This window comes from Nonlabens sp. Ci31, from assembly GCF_012974865.1.
GTDB lineage: Bacteria > Bacteroidota > Bacteroidia > Flavobacteriales > Flavobacteriaceae > Nonlabens.
The window spans coordinates 2627428-2648609 of sequence record NZ_CP043633.1 but is presented as its reverse complement, the minus strand read 5'-3'; the positions used below and the strand labels follow the sequence as shown (position 1 = coordinate 2648609).

The window sequence follows — 21182 nt, the reverse complement described above, 5'->3', positions numbered from 1 at the left end:
TGATAGCGCTTCTATGATTTTGCGGTAATTAGTATGCTTTATATTTATTAATGCTTCAGAGGATATGGTAGATGTTTTGAAGAAGAAAACCGGACAAATAACTACGAAAAGATGGAAAAAAATAGAGAAAATCCTTTAAAAATCATCAGAAGTAAAATACATACCGATGTATAAAAATAATTGTGATCATAACATAATTCGCTTAAGCCAGGTTTATCCTTTTGCAAAATCATCTATCTCAAAGATTTGAGTCTTTGATTTAAAACTAACTTCAGAGCTTTTACTCTTAAAAAGGTTTTTAAAAAACACCATCCTTTTGTTCCTTAATTATTTTCCTAAATCAAGTTATTAGCTCTTTCTCGCAATCATTTAAATCACAAAAAAGACATAAATGATGTCTTTTTTACATCGACACCTTGCTCTCTAAACCAATTTACTTTTTTATCATTTTCTTTTAATTCGTACAAATATAATTTTCTCAACCTGCCATTTTTCAATTTAACCGCTACTGTGTCACTACTTCTTGACTTGCGATAAATAAGGTGGCTGATTTCTTTTAATGGAATTTTTGATGCATAAGAAAAGAATAACAAATGAACCAGAAGAAGAACTAAAAACAAGAAGAATAGTCAGATTGATTGGATTTTAAAAATTCTAATCCAGCAAAGACAAGTTGTATGAAACCCATTGCGTATACAAACCCTTTATAGACTTTGCATTATCTGCAACCTCAAAAATTTGCGTTTTTGAGTTAAAACTAACTTCAGATCTTTTGGCTTCAAAAAGGTTTTTGAAAAATGTCTTCATATTGATCAACGTAATTTTAATATTATCTAATAATTGAGCGGAAGTAAAGGTAATCTTCTATCTGTTTCTTTTATATCAAAACTATTTTCTCTCATAAAATGTATAAATGTTTTTCTCGCAGCGGTCGTCTCAAAAATTATATTGCGGTATGTGCCATTTTTAAGCCTTATGGAAGTTTGCTGAACTCCGACAAGATTGCGGATAAACAGATGATCAATTTTGTTTATTAAAATTCTGGATGCAACACACCCTGTCTTGATCATGACTACTGATATCAAAACACAAATTAAGATTATCAATCCTAATAATACTGACCACCATGTATCCCAATTTTCATGAAATATTAAAATATTAGCACCAGTAATAGGCCCAACCAATAAATTTAACCAATATCTCGAGATAACATCATCCTCTATTACTATAGATTCATTATCTGGCGTGATATAATAGCTAGCATTTTTAGGTTTAAAAAGTAAAAACATAAGTATGAGTAGTTGTAGTTGTTCCGCTTTCGCAAAAGCAATATAATTATAAAAAGAGAACAGATTTAATCAGCAACTGCCTCCTTTTTCTTCTTAAACAATTTCTTATACAACTTCCTTATTCCTATCAAAAGAAAGAAAACTACTATAACGGCAAGCGGCGCAAAAGCAATGGACAGAACGGATAGCACACTAGAAAAACCAGCTTCTATGGTACTTACTACTGGATTACCTAATCCACCAGTGGTTGCGGTACTGCTAGCACGAACGGCAGATGTTGTGGTAGAAATAGCAGCGGCAGTTCCTCCACCGGCGATAACGGCAAGCGACCAAGTAATTACCGGATTCAAATCACCCATAACACTTACCATCACAGCAGTACCAGCGATAGCAGCCAGCGGTACTGAAATTGTGTCTAGTAAATTGTCTATATAAGGAATGTAATAAGCCAGTAATTCTACCACAGCGGCAACGCCCAAAACAATCACAGCCGTAATACTTCCAGCCCATTGCCAGCTTTCATGAAGAGGTATAATACCTAAATATGCCGCAATACTTGCAAAAAGAAGCGGTATAAATACTCTAAAACCGACACTTGCGGCAAGTCCTATTCCTAGACAAATACTTAAAATAATATCCGTCATGAACTAGTTTTCTATAAAATGATCGTTTTTAAAACCTATAAGATACAAATTTGTTTTGGCACGAGTAACTGCCGTATACAGCCATCTTAAATAGCCTTTATTAGGTCCTTCCGGTAAATAAGGTTGCTCTACAATCACATTTTCCCACTGCCCACCTTGTGATTTATGACAGGTAATCGCATAAGAGAACTTCACCTGCAAGGCATTAAAAAACGGATTCTCTTTGATCTCTTTATACTGTTTGTATTTGGGTAGTTTTAGATAATCCATACGCACTTCTTGATAGAGTTTATTACTCTCGTCATATGTTAAAGAAGGTGTTTCTGAAGTGAGGGTATCCATTAAGAGAACGGTTTCAAATTCTTTCATTTTAGGATAATCCACCATTCTTACTTTCACCTCTGCAAAGTGAAAACCGTAAATATTTTTAAAAGAAAAGATTTCTAAAACTTCTACGATGTCACCATTGGCTATAAATCCAGCATCACTAGAGGGTTCTAACCAATGGTAGTTGTTCTTAACTACCATTAGATAATCTCCTGGTGAGAGCTCATTCTCATTAAACAAGATACGCGATCGTATTTGCTGGTTATACAAATTGGCTCTTTTATTAGAACGTACGATAATCGCGGTTTCTTCATGGCCGTGAAAATCATAGGCGCTAGTGATGGCATCCATGATCTCATAACCGTCTATAAGTCTATTGATATCGGTAAAATTCTCTACATCAAATTTAAAATCAAATTCCTCATGTAGTATATGATTGCGTATTCCTGTAGCATTGAGCAGGATTCCCGAGTTCTCGCTTTGGCGTTTAACCTCGTCTAATTCGATCTCTGTGACTTCTTTTAAATAACGTTGCTCAATCAACTGTCTGTCCAGTGCTGGAGAAACATCAAGTTTTACTGGAGGCAGCTGTGCGGTGTCTCCTATAATCATCAACTTACAATTTACACCACTGTATACATATTCAATGAGGTCGTCTAGAAGAGAACCGTTCCCACCAAACATTTTATTCTCTGCAACCACATCAGGAATCATTGATGCCTCATCTACAACAAAAAGCGCATTGCGGTGTTTGTTTTGCTTCAAGGTAAACTGCACGCTACCATTTCCTTGACTTTTTGGATAATAAATTTCTCTGTGAATCGTAGCTGCTTGTTTATTGGAATAATTACTGATCACTTTTGCTGCTCTACCGGTAGGTGCAAGCAGCACACAAGTCATTTTTAACTTCCAAATACTCTTAACAATAGTACTTGTCAAGGTGGTTTTTCCAGTTCCTGCATAACCGCGCAGCATAAAAAGCCGATCTTTATTTTTATCTAAAATAAAATCGGCTATGGACTCTAAGGCCCTATCTTGCTCATTTGTAGGCTTGAAGGGAAAGTCTAATAGGAGTGCTTTGTAAAATTCTTGTGAAGTCATTGAGGATTGTGGAAAACTGAGTATAAACTTAACTCAAATTTTATATCTCAGGCTAGGACGAGTGAAAAAAAATTGTAGATTTGTTAGCGTTAAAAAATAGCATTAAACCCTTCAAATATGGTCAATTTAATTATAGCAGTTGTTTTAGGTCTTATAGTCCTTGTTTTATTAGCGATATTCATTAATAAGATCCCTAAAAAATTACACCCCATTATAATTGTTGTGTTACTAGGTATAAGTGGCTTTTTTGGATACAAGCTTTACAAGTCTATAGAGGAACCCGTAAAGTTTGAAGCAGCAAAAGAAGAGCGTTACAAAGAAGTTGTAGCCCAATTGGTACTCCTAAGAGAAGCACAAAATGCCCACAAGTCCATCACAGGGGGATATAGTGATGATATTGATAAATTATCTCGTTTTATAGACACCGCTCAGTTTGCTTTAACTCAAAAGCGTGATAGCACGATAATTGATGAAGAGCGCAACATCAAATTTAGACTTCGTGCTGATGATCCTAATGGATACAAAAAAGAGATAACGCTTACAGATACTTTAGGATTTACTTCAGTTAAAGATTCCCTATTTAGTAAAGTAGACGTCTCTCAACTATTAAAGTATACTATCAAAGGAGCTCCTGGTTCTATCGAGTTAAAGACCGATGTTGTCATCGATAAAGAAAACAGAGTACCGGTTTTCCGTGCGGTGGCAAATAAGAAAGATATTCTCTTTGACCAACCAGAAAGGTTAGTACAACAAGAATTAGAAATGAAAAGTGTAGAAGGTATTGATGGCCCTACCATCTTTGTAGGTAGCCTTGAGGAAATTACTACTAGTGGAAACTGGCCAAGACAGTATGCACTCAACGAAAAATAGTCCTGACGACTCCATAAAGAAACTGTCCGTCCTGATTCATCAGGATGGACTTTCTTTTTATACCTATGACGCAACAGGAATTTTAAATTCGTTGCATAGGGAATTTAAGCACCGAGCAAACCCTATAGAAATCTTGCAGTCCATAGAGGATTGTTTTAAGGAAGAGGATTTTTTAAATTACGCTTTCGCGAAAGCTACCCTATTCTACCACCATAACATATTTACCAGCGTCCCAGCACTTTTATACAAGCAAGACCACGCAGTAGATTATCTCAAATACAATGCGAGAATATTAGAAACAGATGTCTTGAGTGTGGACAAAGATCTGGGAGATCTAGACATACATACGGTGTACATTGCGTATGCTAATATCAATAACTACTTCTTTGACCGCTATGGCAGCTATGAATATTTTCATTACAGCTCTCGCATCCTAGAGTTGAGGAATAAGGAAGTCCCTGCGTTGCAACCCCAAGTATACTTAGACATTAAGAAAAGTCATTTTTACTTGACTATTTTTAAAAACGGAAAGCTCGTGGCACAAAATCTTTTCCCGCATGACGCTATAGAAGATATTTTATATTACACGATGTTTACCACGCATCACAATGATCTCGATCCAGAGACCATGAAAATGATCTTATGTACTGAGCAGCAAGAAGAAAAATTATTTGATCTCTTATATACCTACGTACGTTATGTAAGTTATATAGAAGATTACCCTAACTATTTAGAACAAATCTTATGCGTATAATATCTGGAAAACACAAAGGCCGCCGTATATCGGCTCCCAAAAACTTACCTGTACGACCTACTACAGATATGTCTAAAGAGGCATTGTTCAATATTTTGCGTCATAAGATCCATATCCATAATATCAAAATGCTGGAACTTTTTGCCGGTAGTGGCAATATGTCTTATGAATTTTGTAGTCGTGGTGCTGGAAGCGTTATAGCTGTGGATCAACACCAGCCTTGTATTGCTTTTATAAAAAAAACTGCCGAATTACTAGATTTCCCTATAGATACCGTAAAGGCAGACGCATTCAAATTCTTAGAAAAACACAAAGGAAAGTACGACATCATCTTTGCAGACCCCCCTTATGCACTGGAAGAAGAGGAGTTTCTGAAAATCCCAAACTATGTGTATGCTAACGAGCTTCTTGCCGAAGATGGTATTCTTATTATAGAACATTCTAAACACACCTCACTAGCTACTCACGAACACTTTGATAACGAGCGCCGTTATGGCGGTACGGTTTTCAGCTTTTTTGAAGGTCCTAGTAGTGAGGAAGAGTAAAAAGTTTATGTTATGAAAAAGATACTTTTATTGATGATTACTCCTATTTGTGCAATCCGATTTTGCCCAAGATGATTTTGATAAATTAAAGGATTTTCAGTCAACCATAGAAAGATCTGACTCTCTAGATCAAAAACTTCTATCCATCTATTATGAAGTATCAAAAGAGGTCATCATTATGGATAAATTAGATAGAAAGATCGATTTTCTTCATAAACAACATCAGATTTCTATCTAAAAGAATTTTGATATTGATATTAAAATAAATTACGTTAGTATCAATGGTATTATAATAGTTGGATGGATTTCTCAATATGATGATTATGAGAAAAAATATTTAAAAACTAAATCATTTAAAGGTTCTATCAATGATCTCAATGAGTATTTAATAAAACATAATGACCTGTATCAATCCAACATAAAACTATCTGAATTAAATAAACAGATTTTTGAAAAATATAAGGTCGCTTCTGGATGTGGATATAATGGAAATTATGTTTCTGATGAATATAAAACGATGCTTAAATACGTTGAAAAGGGAAAAGTCAATAAACTAAATAAATTACTAACATCATTTTCGTCAGAATTACAAACTATTGGTGCTATTGGGTTAATTATGGAGGATGAATTGAATGAAAGACAAAAAACCATCATACCGCATTTAAAGGATCGAAATTCTCAAATTTACAGCTGTGGCGTTTGTAGTTATCGATATAATGAGCCTTTTAGTCATAGAATTTCCTACTTTTGAAAAACAGCAATAGTTACTTTTTTTTTAATTAATGAAACCTATAAACATTACTTCTAACAGATCTAAAATTGAATTGCTAGCCGGCCTTTATAGTGTCAGAATCGTAGGTGGATGGAAAGTTAAAACCAATAACTTTCATTTTGTTATCAAAGAATTGAGAACTGGACTTGAGATAGAAAGTAAGAAAACATCATGGGGTATTCAATCTTATGTATTGGGTAGAAAGGCAAAAAAAATAGGCTCCATAAGCATTCCTAGAAGTAGCACTTATGAAATTGAACTTTTTAATGTAGATCAACTCCAGGTAAAACCATATAACCATCCTTTAATTAACTACTTTCAAAACTACTTACCTAAAGATCAAATTGAGTTTTTTATTGGATAATTGAGCAAAACACAAGCGATACCAATAATTAGTCCTTAAAATAATGATGACAACCACAGCAAAATATATCATCCTACTCTTCGGAGTCTTTATTATTTTTGCTGGATTCTTAATGCTTTTGATCCTAAAAAAACAAGAGCTACATTAAGAAAAGCCGGAAGCTACAACTTGATCAACTATACAGAGATTACGCTTCGATTGATTCCTGCTATTGCCATGATCTTGTATGCTGACTATTCCAAGTTACCTATTGCTTTTGACGTTTTTGGATGGTTTATGCTATTCACTTTTCTAGTTTTATATGTCATTCCAAGAAAGATACATCACAATTTCTCTTTGAAAAGCGCTGATAGACTTCTTCCTATTTACTAGCAATTGTTAGCGCCATTTGCTTTTTTATTAGGTGAATTGATGATATATAAAGTATTATGAAACCACACCTCTCTGAACATCACAATCGTTCCAAGTTGGGAATAGAGAGAAAATCTGTAATACAACGCATCATTGATAAGAAGAAGAAAGCACAGAACAATGGCAACTAAGACTTTCTTTTTTCAAGCGACTAGCAACCTTAATAATGATTTCAAGAGTGCAGAAAACATCAAAAAAATAGTCGCTGAAAATAGAAATATAAAGATAAAACAGCTGACCCTATTTTTATTCATCATCACTTGGTTATACGTGTTGATGAATAACTAATCAAATTAAAATTCCCTTAAAAAAATAGAATTACAAATAGGCACTGCAGCGATTAATAAGATTACCTTCCCTAAAAAAATAATGTCTATAGAGCGTAAAGTACAATTAGTAGAGGGTCTTTTTCACCAATTGGAGCAAGAAACTACTGCCTTTGCCAAAGCATCAGGAATGAGTTGTGTTTCTAGTTGTGGTAAATGTTGCACCTATCCAGATGTAGAAGCTTCTCCATTAGAATTTTTACCCTGGGCATTTCATTTGTTTTTAAATGGAGAAGCAGAAATTATGCTCTTAAAATTAAAAGAAAATCACAGTTCCACTTGTTTGATTTACCAACCTTTGTCTGTCATTGATCAAGGCCGTTGCAGCAATTATAAATACCGAGGTTTGATCTGTAGGCTTTTTGGAAGTGCTGCCAGCACCGATAAATATGGCAAATTGAGAATAGCTACTTGTAAAATCATAAAAGAAGGGCAAACGCACGCTTATAATGCTACCCTAGAAGCTATTTCTAAAGGATTATCCGTTCCTGTTTTTTCGACCTATTACATGCAATTAAATCAAATTGATTTTCATTTAGGAAACATCATACTACCAATCAATAAAGCTCTTAAAATGGCTATAGAAGAAGTTTTACACTATTATGCCTACCGACCTTTTCCACTTTCAGGAAAAAAAGTGGTCTGATCATACGATGCAGTTATTTATTAAAATGGAATAAAAAATAGCAGGTCTATAAGCCGGATTCTGTTACCTAATTACTCAAGCACCTTATCATTTATCTAGTATAACGATTGCTCGTTATCTCTAACTGCCTACCCTTCAGAATCGCGCGGATCGCGCTCAAGCTCTGATTTACGCGACATTTCACTACATAGAGTTTACCTGGTTTCACTACAGCATTACCTGTACATACTTTCTGTTGCACTAGTCCTATCCCGATAGCTCTCGGGACGACGGCCGTTAGCCGCTATGTTATCCTATAGTGTCCGGACTTTCCTACCTCGCTTGCACAAGATCGATAAGGCGACCTGCTAAGTCGCAAAACTAGTTAATAAATGTTGATAATTCACAGAAATTATAAGCTTAGAAAGCCGATCTAAAAGCTCATAGAAAAGTATCTTTGACTTATGGAACCATTTATAGTATCGGCTAGAAAATACCGTCCTGAAACCTTTGAAGATGTCGTAGGTCAAGGCGCTATTACAAAGACGCTGGAGAATGCAATAAAAAGCAATCACCTAGCGCAAGCTTTGCTATTTACCGGGCCTAGAGGGGTCGGCAAAACAACTTGCGCCCGAATTCTTGCAAAAAAAATCAACCATGAAAGTGGTAACTATGATCCAGACGAGGATTTTGCCTTTAATATTTTTGAGTTAGATGCCGCTTCTAACAATGGTGTCGACCAGATAAGAAGTATAGTAGACCAAGTACGCATACCACCTCAAGTAGGTAAATACAAGATTTATATTATTGATGAGGTACACATGCTTTCTAATGCGGCCTTTAATGCGTTTCTTAAAACTCTAGAAGAACCACCTGCTCATGCGATCTTTATTCTTGCCACAACAGAGAAGCATAAAATTATTCCAACGATACTTTCTCGTTGTCAAATATTTGACTTTAAACGTATTACAGTGAGCGACATGCGAGAGCATCTAAAGCGCATATCTTTAAAAGAAGGCATCAATGCTGAAGAAGATGCCCTACAGATCATCGCTCAAAAAGCTGATGGTGCCTTGAGGGATTCCCTATCCATTTTTGACCGTGTGGTAAGCTTTTCGGGAAAAGAGCTCACTATTGAAGCAGTTACCGAAAACCTAAATGTTCTTGATAGAGATACTTATTTTAATGTGACTGATTTATTGCTGGAAAATAACATTCCACAATTGTTAGTGGACTATAATGTCATCATGGCAAAAGGTTTTGATGGACAGCACTTTGTAAGCGGTCTGGCTTCTCATTTTAGAGATCTGATGGTCTGTAAGGATGAGCGTACCATACCATTGCTAGAAGTAGGAGAGAAAACGAAGGCAAAGTATTTAGACCAGTCTAAAAAAGTGGATCTTCCCTTTTTAAGACAATGTATTGAAATAGCAAATCAAGCTGACTTTAATTATCGATCGAGTCGCAACCAGCGGCTTCTGATAGAATTAACTCTTATGCAACTTGCCTCCATCACTTCTGATGGAGAAAAAAAAAATGATGTAAAGTACATCATACCAGCTGTCCAATTTGAGCACATTGCTGTTAATGCAACCCTTTCATCTTTACCTACTTCTATTGAAGTAAAAGAAGAAAAGAAAGAGGTGGAAACGGTTTTGCAAGAAAAAAGCTCTCAAGTAGGCGAAGAATCACCCACGTATAACACTCCTGAAAGTACAGCAAACCATTCAGGTACAGAAGGCAAGCAGGAAGAAAAACAGGAAGAAAAACAAGAAGAATTAGTTACTGATGCGCCTTCACCTTCGATATCAGCATCTCTTGAAGAGAAACGAAAAGCCTTACTAGATAAAAGCAGGAAAAAGATAAGCGGGCTTTCTATTCAAGGAATAGAGGAAAAAAATACACATATTGCTCAACAACAAGGTAAAAAGGTAGCACAGCACCAATTGCCAGAGGAAGTGTTTACTCAAGAGCAGTTAAGCCTGTTATGGGTTAAGTATGTGGACCATCTTAAAGAAAGAGGACAACTTATACTAGCCAGTATCATCAACGCAGACCAGCCTATTCTTAAAGGCAACACTATCATGTTACGTTTTCCTAACAAATCCATGAAGGAAGATCTCGAGAAATCACAGGGTCAGATCTTAGAATACTTAAAACGCGAGTTAAACAATTATCTTATAGAATTTGAAATAACAGTAGATAAAAGCGTTACTAAGAAATATGTTTATACCGACCAAGATAAGTTCACAAAACTAGTAGAGAAAAACCCTGCCGTAGACCTATTGAGAAGAACATTTGATTTGGACTTTTAATAGAAAGAAAATAGACCAAACATAAAAAGCCTCTTTAATAAGAAACTTTACTGTATATAAATTGAAGTGGTATTTATAATTTATAAGAGACTCCTAATTGCAACCACCTATTACTCGCCTCAGAAACACCTGCAAATTCTTTATCAAAAACATTAGAAAACCCATAACCATAGCGCAAGTCTAGAGCTAAGTTCTCACTAAACATATAACCTAAACCTACAACACCATCAAAATCATAGTTGTAGTAGTCGTTTTGATCTCTTTCAGTCACGTTAACACCAGCTTGTGGACCAATGAGAACAAAAATCTGGTTACTCGTTTTTATATGAGCTAGAACGGCAACTTGCAACCAGTTGGTCTTTAATTGTACTATATCCCCGTTATCTAACCTTATTTCGTTTTCATTCACCCCCAAAGCAGAAAGACCTATTTCTGGTTGTAGATAAAAAGTGGCATTCAAAGGGATCTGTGCAAAAAAATTAGCGTGTAAACCTACTCGATTGTTATAGTCGTTTGATAAATCCCCACCTGATAATGAAGCGTAATTTACTCCTAAACGAAAACCATAAGAATTTGCACCAGCAACTTGAGCATACATCATAGTTGTTCCAGATACCATAAAAACAAAGAGGAAAAGTTTTTTCATAACTATTGTTGCATTGTACTTTAAGATATGTTAGCATGCATCCATGTAATGAAGCGCTCCTCGAAAGTGGTATAAATTAAAACCCTTTACTTTTATTACTTGTCAGCATTGTATATGGATTTAATGATACCATCAGTCAGACCTATCTTAGGAACATAGATGTTTTTAGCTCTACTCCACTTCATAGCTCTTAAATAGATACGACAAGCTGGTATAATAACATCTGCCCTATCGTGATTTAAGTTAAGGTGGTAGACTCGCTCTTCGTAATTATAATTTTGGAGTTGGTCGTAGTAATTAGCTAAATAAAAGTAAGAGAGCGGCTTACCTATCCCTTTACCACTGCTTTTAAAAATGTTATTAATATTGCCACCAGAACCTATTAAATCAATGCGTTCATAAGGGGCTGTTACCTCTTTGATCCATTGCTGAGCGTCATCCCAAAGTGTTTTGTTTACCATGTCATTCAGCAATCGTACCGTACCGATTTTAAAAGATCTGGATACGATTTCTTTACCGTATGCAAATAGGGTAAACTCGGTACTACCACCACCTACATCTACATAGAGAAAGACTTTACTTTCATCAATAACTGCGTGTAAGTCAGTCATTGCGATGATAGCCGCTTCGTGAGACCCATCAATGATATCTATATAAATTCCAGACTCCTTTTCAATGAGTTCTACTACATCTTTACCGTTCTTTGCTTCTCTCATTGCACTAGTCGCATAAGCCTTATAAGATTTTACTTTGTGCACACCCATTAACAACTGATAAGATTTCATAGCATCTATCATTCGAGCAATATTTTCTTTGGAAATATTGCCTGTAGTAAACACATCTTGACCTAGTCTTACCGGCACCCTAATCAAGCTTATTTTTTTAAAAACTGGTGGCTCATCATTGTATAAAGTTACTGTTGCAATTAGCAATCTAATAGCATTGGTCCCTATATCAATGGCTCCATATTTTCTTATTTCAAATGCCATTACCTTGTAATTTGATTTTTATAAAACTCATATGTGGCATATTGCGATCTTACAGGTGGCTCATCATTAACTACATAATTATTAAGTTGGTCTCCACATATTTCTCTTGCTTTCACATTATCACTCCAGCATATATCCATGGTGGCTATAATTTCGGCCTTGATATCTTCATCGTATATAGGACAAGCTATTTCCACACGACTGTCTAGATTTCGTCCCATAAAATCTGCACTAGATATATAGAGGTCGTTTTGTCCTTGATTATAAAATCGATACACACGAGGATGTTCTAAAAATCGGTCTATAATACTGATCACCTTTATATTCTCACTCATTCCTTTCACACCAGGAACAAGACAGCAAATTCCTCTCACAATCAATTCTATTTGAACACCTGCATTAGACGCCTCGTAAAATAAATCAATCATTCTAAAATCTGAAAAAGAATTTACTTTCATGCGCATTTTTGCAAATTTTCCCGCTTTCGCGAAAGCGATTTCACGACGAACCAATCGCTCAATTCCATTTCTGAGATAATTAGGAGAAACGAGTAAATGTTTATATCGATGCTGACGGTAATTGACCTCAAAAAATTCAAAGACACGCTCTACTTCTTTCAATATCTTCCGATTTGCAGTAAACAGGGTGTAGTCGGTGTAAATACCAGCAGTGGATTCGTTAAAATTACCAGTAGAAATAAAGCCATATCTAACAATTTTACCATCTTCTTCACGAGTGATACAACAAGCTTTACAATGCACTTTGAGTCCTGGAACACCAAATATCATATCAACACCTTCTTCCTGCATTAACTCTGCATAATTGATATTGGCTTGCTCATCAAACCTAGCTTGTAGCTCGATGGAAACAGTAACCTTTTTTCCGTTTTTTACAGCATTAATTAATGATCCAGCAATTTGCGATACTTCAGCCAGCCTATAAATAGTTATTTTAATGGTCCTTACTTGGGGATCAAGAGCTGCTTCTCTTAAAAACTTAATGGTATTAGCAAATGTGTGGTAAGGTGTGTATTGAAGGATGTCCTTTCTAGCTATTCTTTCTAAAAGAGAACCTTTAATTTTTACTTCTTTTATCGGCAAAGCCGGCAGTTTTTCATATAGTAAATCTGTTCTTCCCAGACTAGGAAACTTCAAGTAATCCCTTCTGTTGTGATACCTTCCTCCCGGAATAATACTATCGTGGTTATCGATTTGTAATTTCTTCATGATAAGATGCAAAGTATCTTCATGAATATGGCGGTCGTAAACAAATCGCACCGGATCTCCGTCTTTACGATCGTGAACACTACGACGTATTTTTTCTAATAAACTTTTCTTAAGGTCCAATTCCATATCTAGCTCTGCATCTAATGTCACCTTGATCATGTGTGCTTCAATTTCTTTATAATCAAAAATATTGAAGATATAGTGCATGCGATGCCTGATAAGGTCATCAATGAGTATGATGAATTGCCTTTCATCACCTTCTATTTGAGGTAAAACTACAAATCGATTCAAATACTTAGGCTTCTCTATAAGGGCGTATCTGATACTTTTATCTGTCATGAGCATACGCACAGCGAGGTAACCGTATCCATCTCTCAAATGAGGGAAATCTACCTCATCGTTAATCATTATGGTACCTATTGCTGGACTTATTTTTTCATTAAAGTAGTTTCTTATAAAGTCTTCATGATCGGGAAGCACTTCCGTCTCATCTACAAGGCTGATCTTTTCTTTCTTAAGCTCCTGTTCCAGCTCTGCAAGTACGCTAAAACTATGAGCTTGATCAACGATAACCATTTTATTAATTTCCTGTAAAAGGTCTTCTGCACTGATTCCGCCTAAAGATTTTGTGGCGTTCTTTCCTGCTCTTTGAATGCGTTGTATGGTCGCATAGCGAACTTTAAAAAATTCATCTAGATTATTTGAAAAAATTCCCAAAAATCTCAAGCGCTCTATAAGCGGTACATTTTTATCGCTTGCTTCTTGTAATACTCTTGCGTTAAATCGCAACCAGCTCAATTCTCTATTATAATATTTACTCATTTTAACAATTTAGGGAATAAATGAAATTTAGTGATGCCTTTACCTAGACAAGACCAAGAGTTGGAATCAAAATCTATAGCTACAACTCCTGTAGTAGGAACATTGTCAAATCTGGTGCTTCCCAAATCATTTACCAGATCTGTTATTCCATTGTTATGACTAAAGATAACGAGGGTTTCTATTGCATCCTCTGCATTAGAGATGACATGTATCAATTCATCACTGCTAAAAGTATACAACTCTCTTTTAAGCTCGAGTTTTGACAGACTGTAATTGAAATACTCACTAACTAAAGTTGCTGTTTGCAGGGCTCTAGCCGCAGTACTGGTCCAGATTTGATCTGGATCTACATTCAGGTCTTTTAATGCCTCTCCTATGAGATGTGCATCGTCAATACCGCGTTGTGTCAGTACGCGATCGTGATCTCTCACCTGAAGCTCCCAAGTTGATTTACCATGTCTTATAACTATCAATCGCTTCATTAGGGTTGTAATCTTTTAAAGGTCCAACGGTCGTTTTCCAATTCAAACAAAATGCGATCGTGAAGCCTGTTCGGTCTTCCTTGCCAAAATTCAAAACTTATCGGATCACAATCATATCCACCCCAAAATTCTGGTAATGGTATCTTTTGATCTTTAAATTTCTCTTCAAAATGATGCAACTGTTCTTCTATTTTTTCACGGGAGATAATAGCGCTACTTTGATTGCTTGTCCAGGCTCCTATCTGGCTGCCTCGTGGTCTGGAATGAAAATAATCTAAGGACTTCTCCCTGGAAACCTTTTTCACATTTCCTTTAATTATAATCTGACGTTCTAATGCCGGCCAAAAAAAGTGAAGACTGACTTTATCATAGGCTTCCATAGCGACTCCTTTTTCTGAAGTATAATTCGAATAAAACAAAAACTTACCTTCTACAATCTCCTTTAAGAGTACGATACGTGATTTAGGAAAGCCATCCAAACCTAGCGTACAAAGACTCATCGCATTTGCCTCATCAACTTCTATAGTTGATTTGGCTTCCTGAAACCAAGAGTCAAATAGTTGATAAGGGGTTTTCGGTAGGTTTTTTTCTAGTAAGGCATCTTTTTCATAAGATTTACGTAAGTTTTGAAGATCTCTTTGCATGGGACTAATTATTTCACTGCAATTTACATTAAATGCTTCTTTTGAAATGGCAAACAATTCTTAAATATACAGATAGATGATGAGTATTTTGCTTTCGCAAAAGCGAGATGATGCATTTCTAAATCGTAAAAAAATAGACGAGTAGAACATAAAAAACTACTGTTTTAAATCTAGAGGTAAGAATTAAAAAACATTTTAGATAATATACGGAGAATTTGAAACAAAAAAACCGTCTTCATAATAAAATGACGACGGTATATAAAAAGCAATAAAACTTCTAGTCGGGGTGGCAGGATTCGAACCTGCGACCTCCTGCTCCCAAAGCAGGCGCGATGACCGGGCTACGCTACACCCCGAATTTTATTTATATCAGCTCGGGAACTGATGATTTAACCTTTAAAATTAATATTTTTTAAGATATTAAAAGGGTTAAGTTGCGGAGAGACAGGGACTCGAACCCTGGCGACGGTTGCCCGTCGACAGTTTAGCAAACTGCTCCATTACCACTCTGGCACCTCTCCTAAATTTTAAAGAACTTGCTCCATTTCTGAAAGCGGTTGCAAATGTAAGCCAACTTTATAATTCCACAAACTTAAATGAAGATTTTTTCAATAAATTATTCAGGGTATTCTATGCGCAAATGATAGATACTGGCTAACTTCTTTTTAATCACAGCTTTAATAGTTTCTATCTGTTTAAAGGTAATATTTGCGTTGAGGAATTGACCACTTTCTACCTGACCGTCTATTATTTTATTCACTAAAGTATCTATTTTTACAGACGTGGGATTCTTGATGCTTTTAGAAGCTGCTTCTACACTATCAGCTATCATCAGTATAGCTGTTTCTTGACTAAAAGGCTTTGGGCCTGGATAACGGAAGTTATCCTTTGCAACTTCTGGATTATCCTCCTTTGCTTGGGCATAAAAATAATAAACCAAGCTATCTCCATGATGAGTTCTAATGAAATCGATGATACGATCTGGCAAGTTGTATTTACGAGCGATCTCAATACCGTTAAGGGTATGGTCAATGATGATTCTCGCACTATCTACTGGATCTAAATCATTATGCGGATTGATACCACTGCCTTGATTTTCTGTAAAATAAGTTGGATTAGACATTTTACCGACGTCGTGATAAAGCGCTCCAACACGAACTAACATGGCGTTTGCTCCTATTTCATTTGCGACAGTTTCTGCAATATTGGCAACGTTTAAAGAATGGTGAAATGTACCAGGAGCTTTATTAGATAAAGCCTTTAAAAGTTTTGAATTTGTATCGCTTAATTCTAAAAGTGATACGTCACTTACTAAACCAAATACCTTCTCAAAGATATATATCAACGGCCAAACAAAAAGCATCGCCAGACCACAGAGTACAAAGTAGCCTAACCTACTCCACTCCCAACCAGTAACACCTCCTTGATTAATAGCATAAAAGGCAAAATAGGAAAGGAAATATATGCCTATTATTTGAGCAACAGTAAGAAACAGGTTTGCTCGCTTATAAATTTCATTATTGGAGAGAATGGTTACAATACCTGCCATCATTTGTAAGAACAAATACTCGTCACTATTAGGCACAATAAAACTTAAAATAAAAATAGCAATGACATGAGTGAATAAGCCTAATCTCGCGTCAAAAAACGCTTTTAAGATTAAAGGTAAAATACAAACAGGGACGACATAGATGTACTGAACATCAATATTAACTACCGTTGCGGTTAAAACAACCACTACTAGTATATTGAAAAATATAAAGAAAAGCTTTCTGAAGTTTTCAAATATTGATTTCCTGTACCTCCATAAAAACAATATCAACATGGTGTACGCCATACCTACTAGTATGATATAACCACCAAGCTTCCAATTGTATTGTGAATCTGTCCACGTTTGAGATTTATAAGTATTGTTTAAGGTGTTGAGTACTTGTAACTTTTCTCCTTCAACAATTTCTCCTTGAGCAATGATCCTGACTCCTTGAGAAACCACTCCTCTAGTGGTTAGAATTTTATTTAACTCCTCGTTAATCGCTAAATCCGTTAATCCCTTATCATAGGTAATATTGGGTTGTATGACCTCTAAAAGGTCTGCTATCAATTCACTTCTCTTAAAACTGCTCGTATTCAAGCGGTCTACCCGTTCATTTAAAAGTTGACCTAAATCTTCAGGCTCATACAGATCGTTATAGGTAGCCGATTGTAATTCGTTATTAAACTCTATTAGAACAGGTTGGTTTTCTTCTAAATCTAATGGTAATTCTAAATAACCCACTTTATAAATTTCAGAAAATATTTTGCTTAATTCAGAATTGACACGTTTGAGTTCTTCTGTACTGATTATATCATCGCTCTTTATAGAATAATTATTAAGCCAGTTGTTGCGTACATTTTTTTCAACAGTCTGATCGATTTTAAAATAACGTGGCGCATTATCTGAAATACTTTGTCTCTCGTTTAAAAGAGCGTTTTCACCTTTCTCGATTGGGAATGAAAAAGGGGCGTACAAAGTTTCATAATCCCAAGGTTCTCCTTGGTTGTAATCGTATTTAAAACGATTGTTATTTGGGAATATATAGACCGTTAGTGCTGTGCAAAAGCATAACAAAATTATTCTATAAATAACATTTTGATAATTATATAATCTATTCATCTCGCGCTGTATAAAACAAATTAACAACTATACTTTTAAAATATCATTATTTAATGAAAACAATTGGTTGATGCATTAAAGGAACTCTATGAATTGCTTATTAAAATCATTATTTTTGCAAAGAAAAACAGAATCATGAAGAAAGTAGTTATTGTATCTTATGCTAGAACGCCTATAGGAAGTTTTATGGGTAAATTATCTTCTGTTCCAGCGACAAGATTAGGAGCTATAGCCATTAAAGGTGCCTTAGATAAAATTTCATTGGACCCAAATCATGTTGATGAGGTATTGATGGGAAATGTCGTCCAAGCTGGCACTGGACAAGCACCAGCAAGACAAGCTGCTATAGGAGCTGGGATTAGCGATCGCACCCCTGCTACTACCGTAAATAAAGTATGTGCTAGCGGAATGAAAACTATTATGATGGCTGCGCAATCTATCGCACTAGGTGATAACGACGTCGTTGTAGCCGGTGGAATGGAAAACATGAGCATGATTCCACATTATGTTCAAATGAGAACTGGACAAAAGTTTGGTCCTACTACCCTAATAGACGGAATGCAAAAAGATGGCCTCGTTGATGCTTATAGTCAGGAAGCCATGGGAACTTGCGCAGATCTATGTGCTACAGATCATAATTTCACAAGAGAAGATCAAGATAACTTTGCCATTCAATCCTATCACCGCTCTGCAGCTGCTTGGGAAAATGGAAAATTTAACGATGAAGTGGTTCCTGTTGCTGTTCCACAAAGAAGAGGAGAAGATATTATTGTATCTATCGATGAGGAGTTTACCAATATTAAAATGGAAAAAATCTCTGCTCTTAGACCAGCATTTTCAAAAGATGGCACCGTAACTGCTGCTAATGCCTCTACTATCAATGATGGCGCTGCAGCTTTAGTATTGATGAGTGAAGAAAAAGCTCAAGAGCTTGGTTTAGTACCACTGGCAACAATTATAGGCTATGCTGACGCCGCTCAAGAACCTAAATATTTCACTACTTCTCCTTCTAAAGCATTACCAAAAGCGCTTAAAAAAGCTGGTGTTCACATGGGAGATGTGGATTACTTTGAATTTAACGAAGCTTTTTCAGTAGTAGGTCTTGCCAATATGAAAATTCTAGGCCTTGAAGATAAAAATGTTAACGTTTACGGAGGAGCCGTATCATTAGGTCATCCATTAGGATGCAGTGGAGCAAGAATTGTGACCACACTTTTAAGTGTGTTAAAACAAGAAAATGGAACCATAGGAGCAGCTGCAATATGTAACGGCGGCGGCGGCGCAAGTGCGATAATCTTACAATCTTAATTAAGTTTTATGAGATACGGTATCTGTCCGATTTCTATTGCTCCCTTAAGGTCTGAAACTAGTGATGCCAGTGAAATGGTGTCTCAAGTACTCTACGGAGAAATCTTTAAAATTGTAGAGAGCAGAAAAAAGTGGTCTAAAATTAGACTGGCTCATGATAATTATGAAGGTTGGATAGACAACAAGCAGTTCCAAGAGATCGAAGCAGAAGAATACCATCACTTACTAAAAGAAGAGCACTACTATTCTAAAGATTTAATAGCACATCTTACACATGAAGACCATACCTTGAGTACCATAACCATTGGTGCTCAAGTGAGTTCTACTCCTTTCTTGAACGACCTGTTTCCAATAGATACCGCTAAGATCAACTTTAGTAAATCTCAACTTATAAATAACGCGTTACTTTTTTTAAACACACCTTATTTATGGGGAGGAAGAACACCGCTAGGAATAGACTGTAGTGGTTTCTCACAACTTATATACCGATTAAATGGTTTTGATCTCTTAAGAGATGCTAGCGAACAAGCAACACAAGGTGAGGTTCTTAGTTTTATAGAGGAGTCGGAGCCAGGTGATTTAGCTTTCTTTGACAATCAGGAAGGAAAGATCACTCATGTAGGAATCATTATGAGCGATAATTATATTGTTCATGCTCATGGAAAAGTACGTATAGATCGGCTGGATCAAAGCGGCATATTTAATATAGAAAAGAATATACACACTCATAAACTGAGAGTGATCAAAAAAGTTATTTGATTTTAAAACAAAATATGACAATAAAAAAAGCTCTTAGATGTTGATCTAAGAGCTTTTGTTTTATACTGCTTTCGCGAAAGCGGGATAATAAAATCAAATTACTGATCCATTACAATTTGGACTTCATTTCTGTAACCTTATCGTTCATGTCAAACACACCGTATAAACTAATTAATGTATTAATCGCGGTTTTATCTTCTGGCTCTACTTCATGAGCTTTTTCATAACAAGCAATTGCTTTCTTGTATAGTTCTAATTGATCCTTTGCAGGCGTGGTCTCTAAATTCCCTTTCTCCACGTAACAAAGACCTAAATTAGCTTGCGCAACAAAATTTTCGGGCGCTATACCTATGCTCAACTCATAATACTTTATGGCTTGGTCATAATCCTTTGTATTTAGTGCTGCTAATGCAAGTTTATCATACACCTTAGGGTCTTTAACTTCTTCCGTAAGACTTTTTGACGCTGCTTTATATTCCTCAATCATTTCTAAGTTCAAATAAATATCTGCCTTAGCAAACTTTAAAGACTCATCATTAGAAAAATCTTTTAAAGCCTTAGTAAATGTAGTTTTTGCTTTATCTACATCACCATCATTTTTATACATCCAGACCAAGTTAGTTACCATACTACCTACCTGTGAGGAGGTTTTAATATCTTTTGGTTGAGTGTGCGATTTTGAAGTAACAGCAAAGTCACGTAGCTTTTTGCTAGGGAAATCCTCTTCTTGTTGATTTGATATATTTACAGCAACGTAAGCAGTCTCTTGACCGGTATATGTATTATCCAGCAAGATTTGATACTTTTCTTTAGCCATTTCAAACTCACCAGCCTGGTAAGCTAAATTAGCCGCATTAAAATACATGTTCATATTAGAAGGATCCAGCTTTGAAAGATAGTTGACAATAGTTAACGCCCCTTTCATATCATTAGATTTGAGCTTTTCATTTGCCAGAGTAAATAAGCGATCTTTTGCTTTACTTTCTACTACAGCTAATAACTCCTTTTCATCATAGCCTAATTTTTCAGCGTTTTCAATTAAGTCTAAAGACACATAAATCTCCTTCTCAGAGGCACTACTTTTACCAGAAACACCAACGGTAGTTGCTGCTTTGTAAAAAGAATACGCTCCTTCATACTTGGGCTCTATGGTACTTTCATCGATCGAATTGAATAATGCAATAGCCGTTGAAATATCATTAGATTTTAGTGCCTTCTCAATTTTTCTCATTTCTCTTTTCTGAGCCATAGCTATAGAAGCTACAGCCAGAAAAAGTATTGTTAATTTAAGTTTCATACTATATATATTT

General features: G+C 35.7%; 20 protein-coding genes, 2 tRNA genes and 1 other RNA gene. 10 read left to right on the top strand and 13 right to left on the bottom strand.

Features of this window, described 5'->3' with window-relative positions; translation table 11 throughout:
- Window positions 1–833: 833 nt before the first annotated feature.
- The 3 genes from F0365_RS11700 to F0365_RS11690 form a co-directional block, all read right to left on the bottom strand.
- Window positions 834–1289: a hypothetical protein gene (locus F0365_RS11700; RefSeq protein WP_169933851.1), complete on the bottom strand. Its 456-nt coding sequence runs from the start codon at window positions 1287–1289 to the stop codon at window positions 834–836.
- A 65-nt stretch (window positions 1290–1354) separates the two neighbouring features.
- Window positions 1355–1933, bottom strand: a complete 579-nt coding sequence (locus F0365_RS11695; protein WP_169933850.1) for a DUF4126 domain-containing protein — start codon at window positions 1931–1933, stop codon at window positions 1355–1357.
- A gap of 3 nt (window positions 1934–1936) precedes the next feature.
- On the bottom strand, window positions 1937–3361 hold the full coding sequence (locus F0365_RS11690; RefSeq protein WP_169933849.1) for an ATP-dependent RecD-like DNA helicase: 1425 nt from the start codon (window positions 3359–3361) through the stop codon (window positions 1937–1939).
- A gap of 117 nt (window positions 3362–3478) precedes the next feature.
- Here F0365_RS11690 and F0365_RS11685 point away from each other — a divergent pair, with 117 nt between their 5' ends.
- The 7 genes from F0365_RS11685 (at window position 3479) to F0365_RS11655 (ending at window position 8049) form a co-directional block, all read left to right on the top strand.
- The gene (locus F0365_RS11685; RefSeq protein ID WP_240961632.1) at window positions 3479–4231 is read left to right on the top strand and encodes a hypothetical protein; all 753 of its coding nucleotides are present in this window, start codon (window positions 3479–3481) and stop codon (window positions 4229–4231) included.
- A complete protein-coding gene (locus F0365_RS11680) occupies window positions 4212–4985 on the top strand; it encodes a DUF3822 family protein (RefSeq protein ID WP_169933848.1) in 774 nt (257 codons plus the stop codon). The genes F0365_RS11685 and F0365_RS11680 overlap by 20 nt, the downstream gene beginning before the upstream one ends.
- Window positions 4976–5530 (top strand): 16S rRNA (guanine(966)-N(2))-methyltransferase RsmD, encoded by a 555-nt coding sequence (gene rsmD / locus F0365_RS11675; protein WP_169933847.1) that lies wholly within the window; start codon window positions 4976–4978, stop codon window positions 5528–5530. Before F0365_RS11680 ends, rsmD begins: the two co-directional genes overlap by 10 nt.
- A gap of 49 nt (window positions 5531–5579) precedes the next feature.
- Complete coding sequence (locus F0365_RS11670) at window positions 5580–5768, top strand: hypothetical protein (RefSeq protein WP_169933846.1); 189 nt, start codon at window positions 5580–5582, stop codon at window positions 5766–5768.
- Between the two features lie 544 nt (window positions 5769–6312).
- Window positions 6313–6666 carry a hypothetical protein gene (locus F0365_RS11665; RefSeq protein WP_169933845.1) on the top strand — a complete coding sequence of 118 codons (354 nt, stop codon included), beginning with the start codon at window positions 6313–6315 and terminating at the stop codon, window positions 6664–6666.
- A gap of 531 nt (window positions 6667–7197) precedes the next feature.
- Window positions 7198–7365 carry a hypothetical protein gene (locus tag F0365_RS11660; protein WP_169933844.1) on the top strand — a complete coding sequence of 56 codons (168 nt, stop codon included), beginning with the start codon at window positions 7198–7200 and terminating at the stop codon, window positions 7363–7365.
- A gap of 81 nt (window positions 7366–7446) precedes the next feature.
- The gene (locus F0365_RS11655) at window positions 7447–8049 is read left to right on the top strand and encodes a YkgJ family cysteine cluster protein (protein WP_169933843.1); all 603 of its coding nucleotides are present in this window, start codon (window positions 7447–7449) and stop codon (window positions 8047–8049) included.
- Window positions 8050–8082: 33 nt separating this feature from the next.
- Here the strand turns inward: F0365_RS11655 and rnpB are convergent.
- Window positions 8083–8400, bottom strand: an RNA gene (rnpB, locus tag F0365_RS11650) — RNase P RNA component class A.
- 92 nt (window positions 8401–8492) lie between these two features.
- Between rnpB and F0365_RS11645 the strand changes: the two genes are divergently transcribed.
- Entirely contained in the window at window positions 8493–10343 is a 1851-nt protein-coding gene (locus F0365_RS11645; protein ID WP_169933842.1) for a DNA polymerase III subunit gamma/tau, read from the top strand.
- A gap of 73 nt (window positions 10344–10416) precedes the next feature.
- On the opposite strand, the gene F0365_RS11640 is transcribed toward F0365_RS11645, so the two are convergent.
- The 8 genes from F0365_RS11640 to F0365_RS11605 form a co-directional block, all read right to left on the bottom strand.
- The gene (locus F0365_RS11640) at window positions 10417–10989 is read right to left on the bottom strand and encodes a porin family protein (RefSeq protein ID WP_169933841.1); all 573 of its coding nucleotides are present in this window, start codon (window positions 10987–10989) and stop codon (window positions 10417–10419) included.
- A gap of 95 nt (window positions 10990–11084) precedes the next feature.
- On the bottom strand, window positions 11085–11978 hold the full coding sequence (locus F0365_RS11635) for a Ppx/GppA phosphatase family protein (RefSeq protein ID WP_169933840.1): 894 nt from the start codon (window positions 11976–11978) through the stop codon (window positions 11085–11087).
- On the bottom strand, window positions 11978–14026 hold the full coding sequence (ppk1, locus tag F0365_RS11630; RefSeq protein WP_169933839.1) for a polyphosphate kinase 1: 2049 nt from the start codon (window positions 14024–14026) through the stop codon (window positions 11978–11980). Before ppk1 ends, F0365_RS11635 begins: the two co-directional genes overlap by 1 nt.
- Window positions 14023–14508 (bottom strand): SixA phosphatase family protein, encoded by a 486-nt coding sequence (locus tag F0365_RS11625; protein ID WP_169933838.1) that lies wholly within the window; start codon window positions 14506–14508, stop codon window positions 14023–14025. Before F0365_RS11625 ends, ppk1 begins: the two co-directional genes overlap by 4 nt.
- A complete protein-coding gene (gene pdxH, locus F0365_RS11620; RefSeq protein ID WP_169933837.1) occupies window positions 14508–15152 on the bottom strand; it encodes a pyridoxamine 5'-phosphate oxidase in 645 nt (214 codons plus the stop codon). The genes F0365_RS11625 and pdxH overlap by 1 nt, the downstream gene beginning before the upstream one ends.
- Before the next feature lie 281 nt (window positions 15153–15433).
- A tRNA-Pro gene (locus tag F0365_RS11615) sits at window positions 15434–15508 on the bottom strand.
- Window positions 15509–15589: 81 nt separating this feature from the next.
- Window positions 15590–15673: transfer RNA gene (locus tag F0365_RS11610), tRNA-Ser, on the bottom strand.
- Window positions 15674–15768: 95 nt separating this feature from the next.
- The gene (locus F0365_RS11605) at window positions 15769–17805 is read right to left on the bottom strand and encodes an HD family phosphohydrolase (protein WP_169933836.1); all 2037 of its coding nucleotides are present in this window, start codon (window positions 17803–17805) and stop codon (window positions 15769–15771) included.
- A gap of 135 nt (window positions 17806–17940) precedes the next feature.
- On the opposite strand from F0365_RS11605, the gene F0365_RS11600 reads away from it, so the two are divergent.
- On the top strand, window positions 17941–19113 hold the full coding sequence (locus F0365_RS11600) for an acetyl-CoA C-acyltransferase (protein WP_169933835.1): 1173 nt from the start codon (window positions 17941–17943) through the stop codon (window positions 19111–19113).
- A gap of 9 nt (window positions 19114–19122) precedes the next feature.
- Complete coding sequence (locus tag F0365_RS11595) at window positions 19123–19872, top strand: C40 family peptidase (RefSeq protein ID WP_169933834.1); 750 nt, start codon at window positions 19123–19125, stop codon at window positions 19870–19872.
- Between the two features lie 109 nt (window positions 19873–19981).
- Here F0365_RS11595 and F0365_RS11590 read toward each other — a convergent pair whose 3' ends face one another.
- Window positions 19982–21169 carry a tetratricopeptide repeat protein gene (locus F0365_RS11590; RefSeq protein WP_169933833.1) on the bottom strand — a complete coding sequence of 396 codons (1188 nt, stop codon included), beginning with the start codon at window positions 21167–21169 and terminating at the stop codon, window positions 19982–19984.
- Window positions 21170–21182 lie beyond the last annotated feature (13 nt).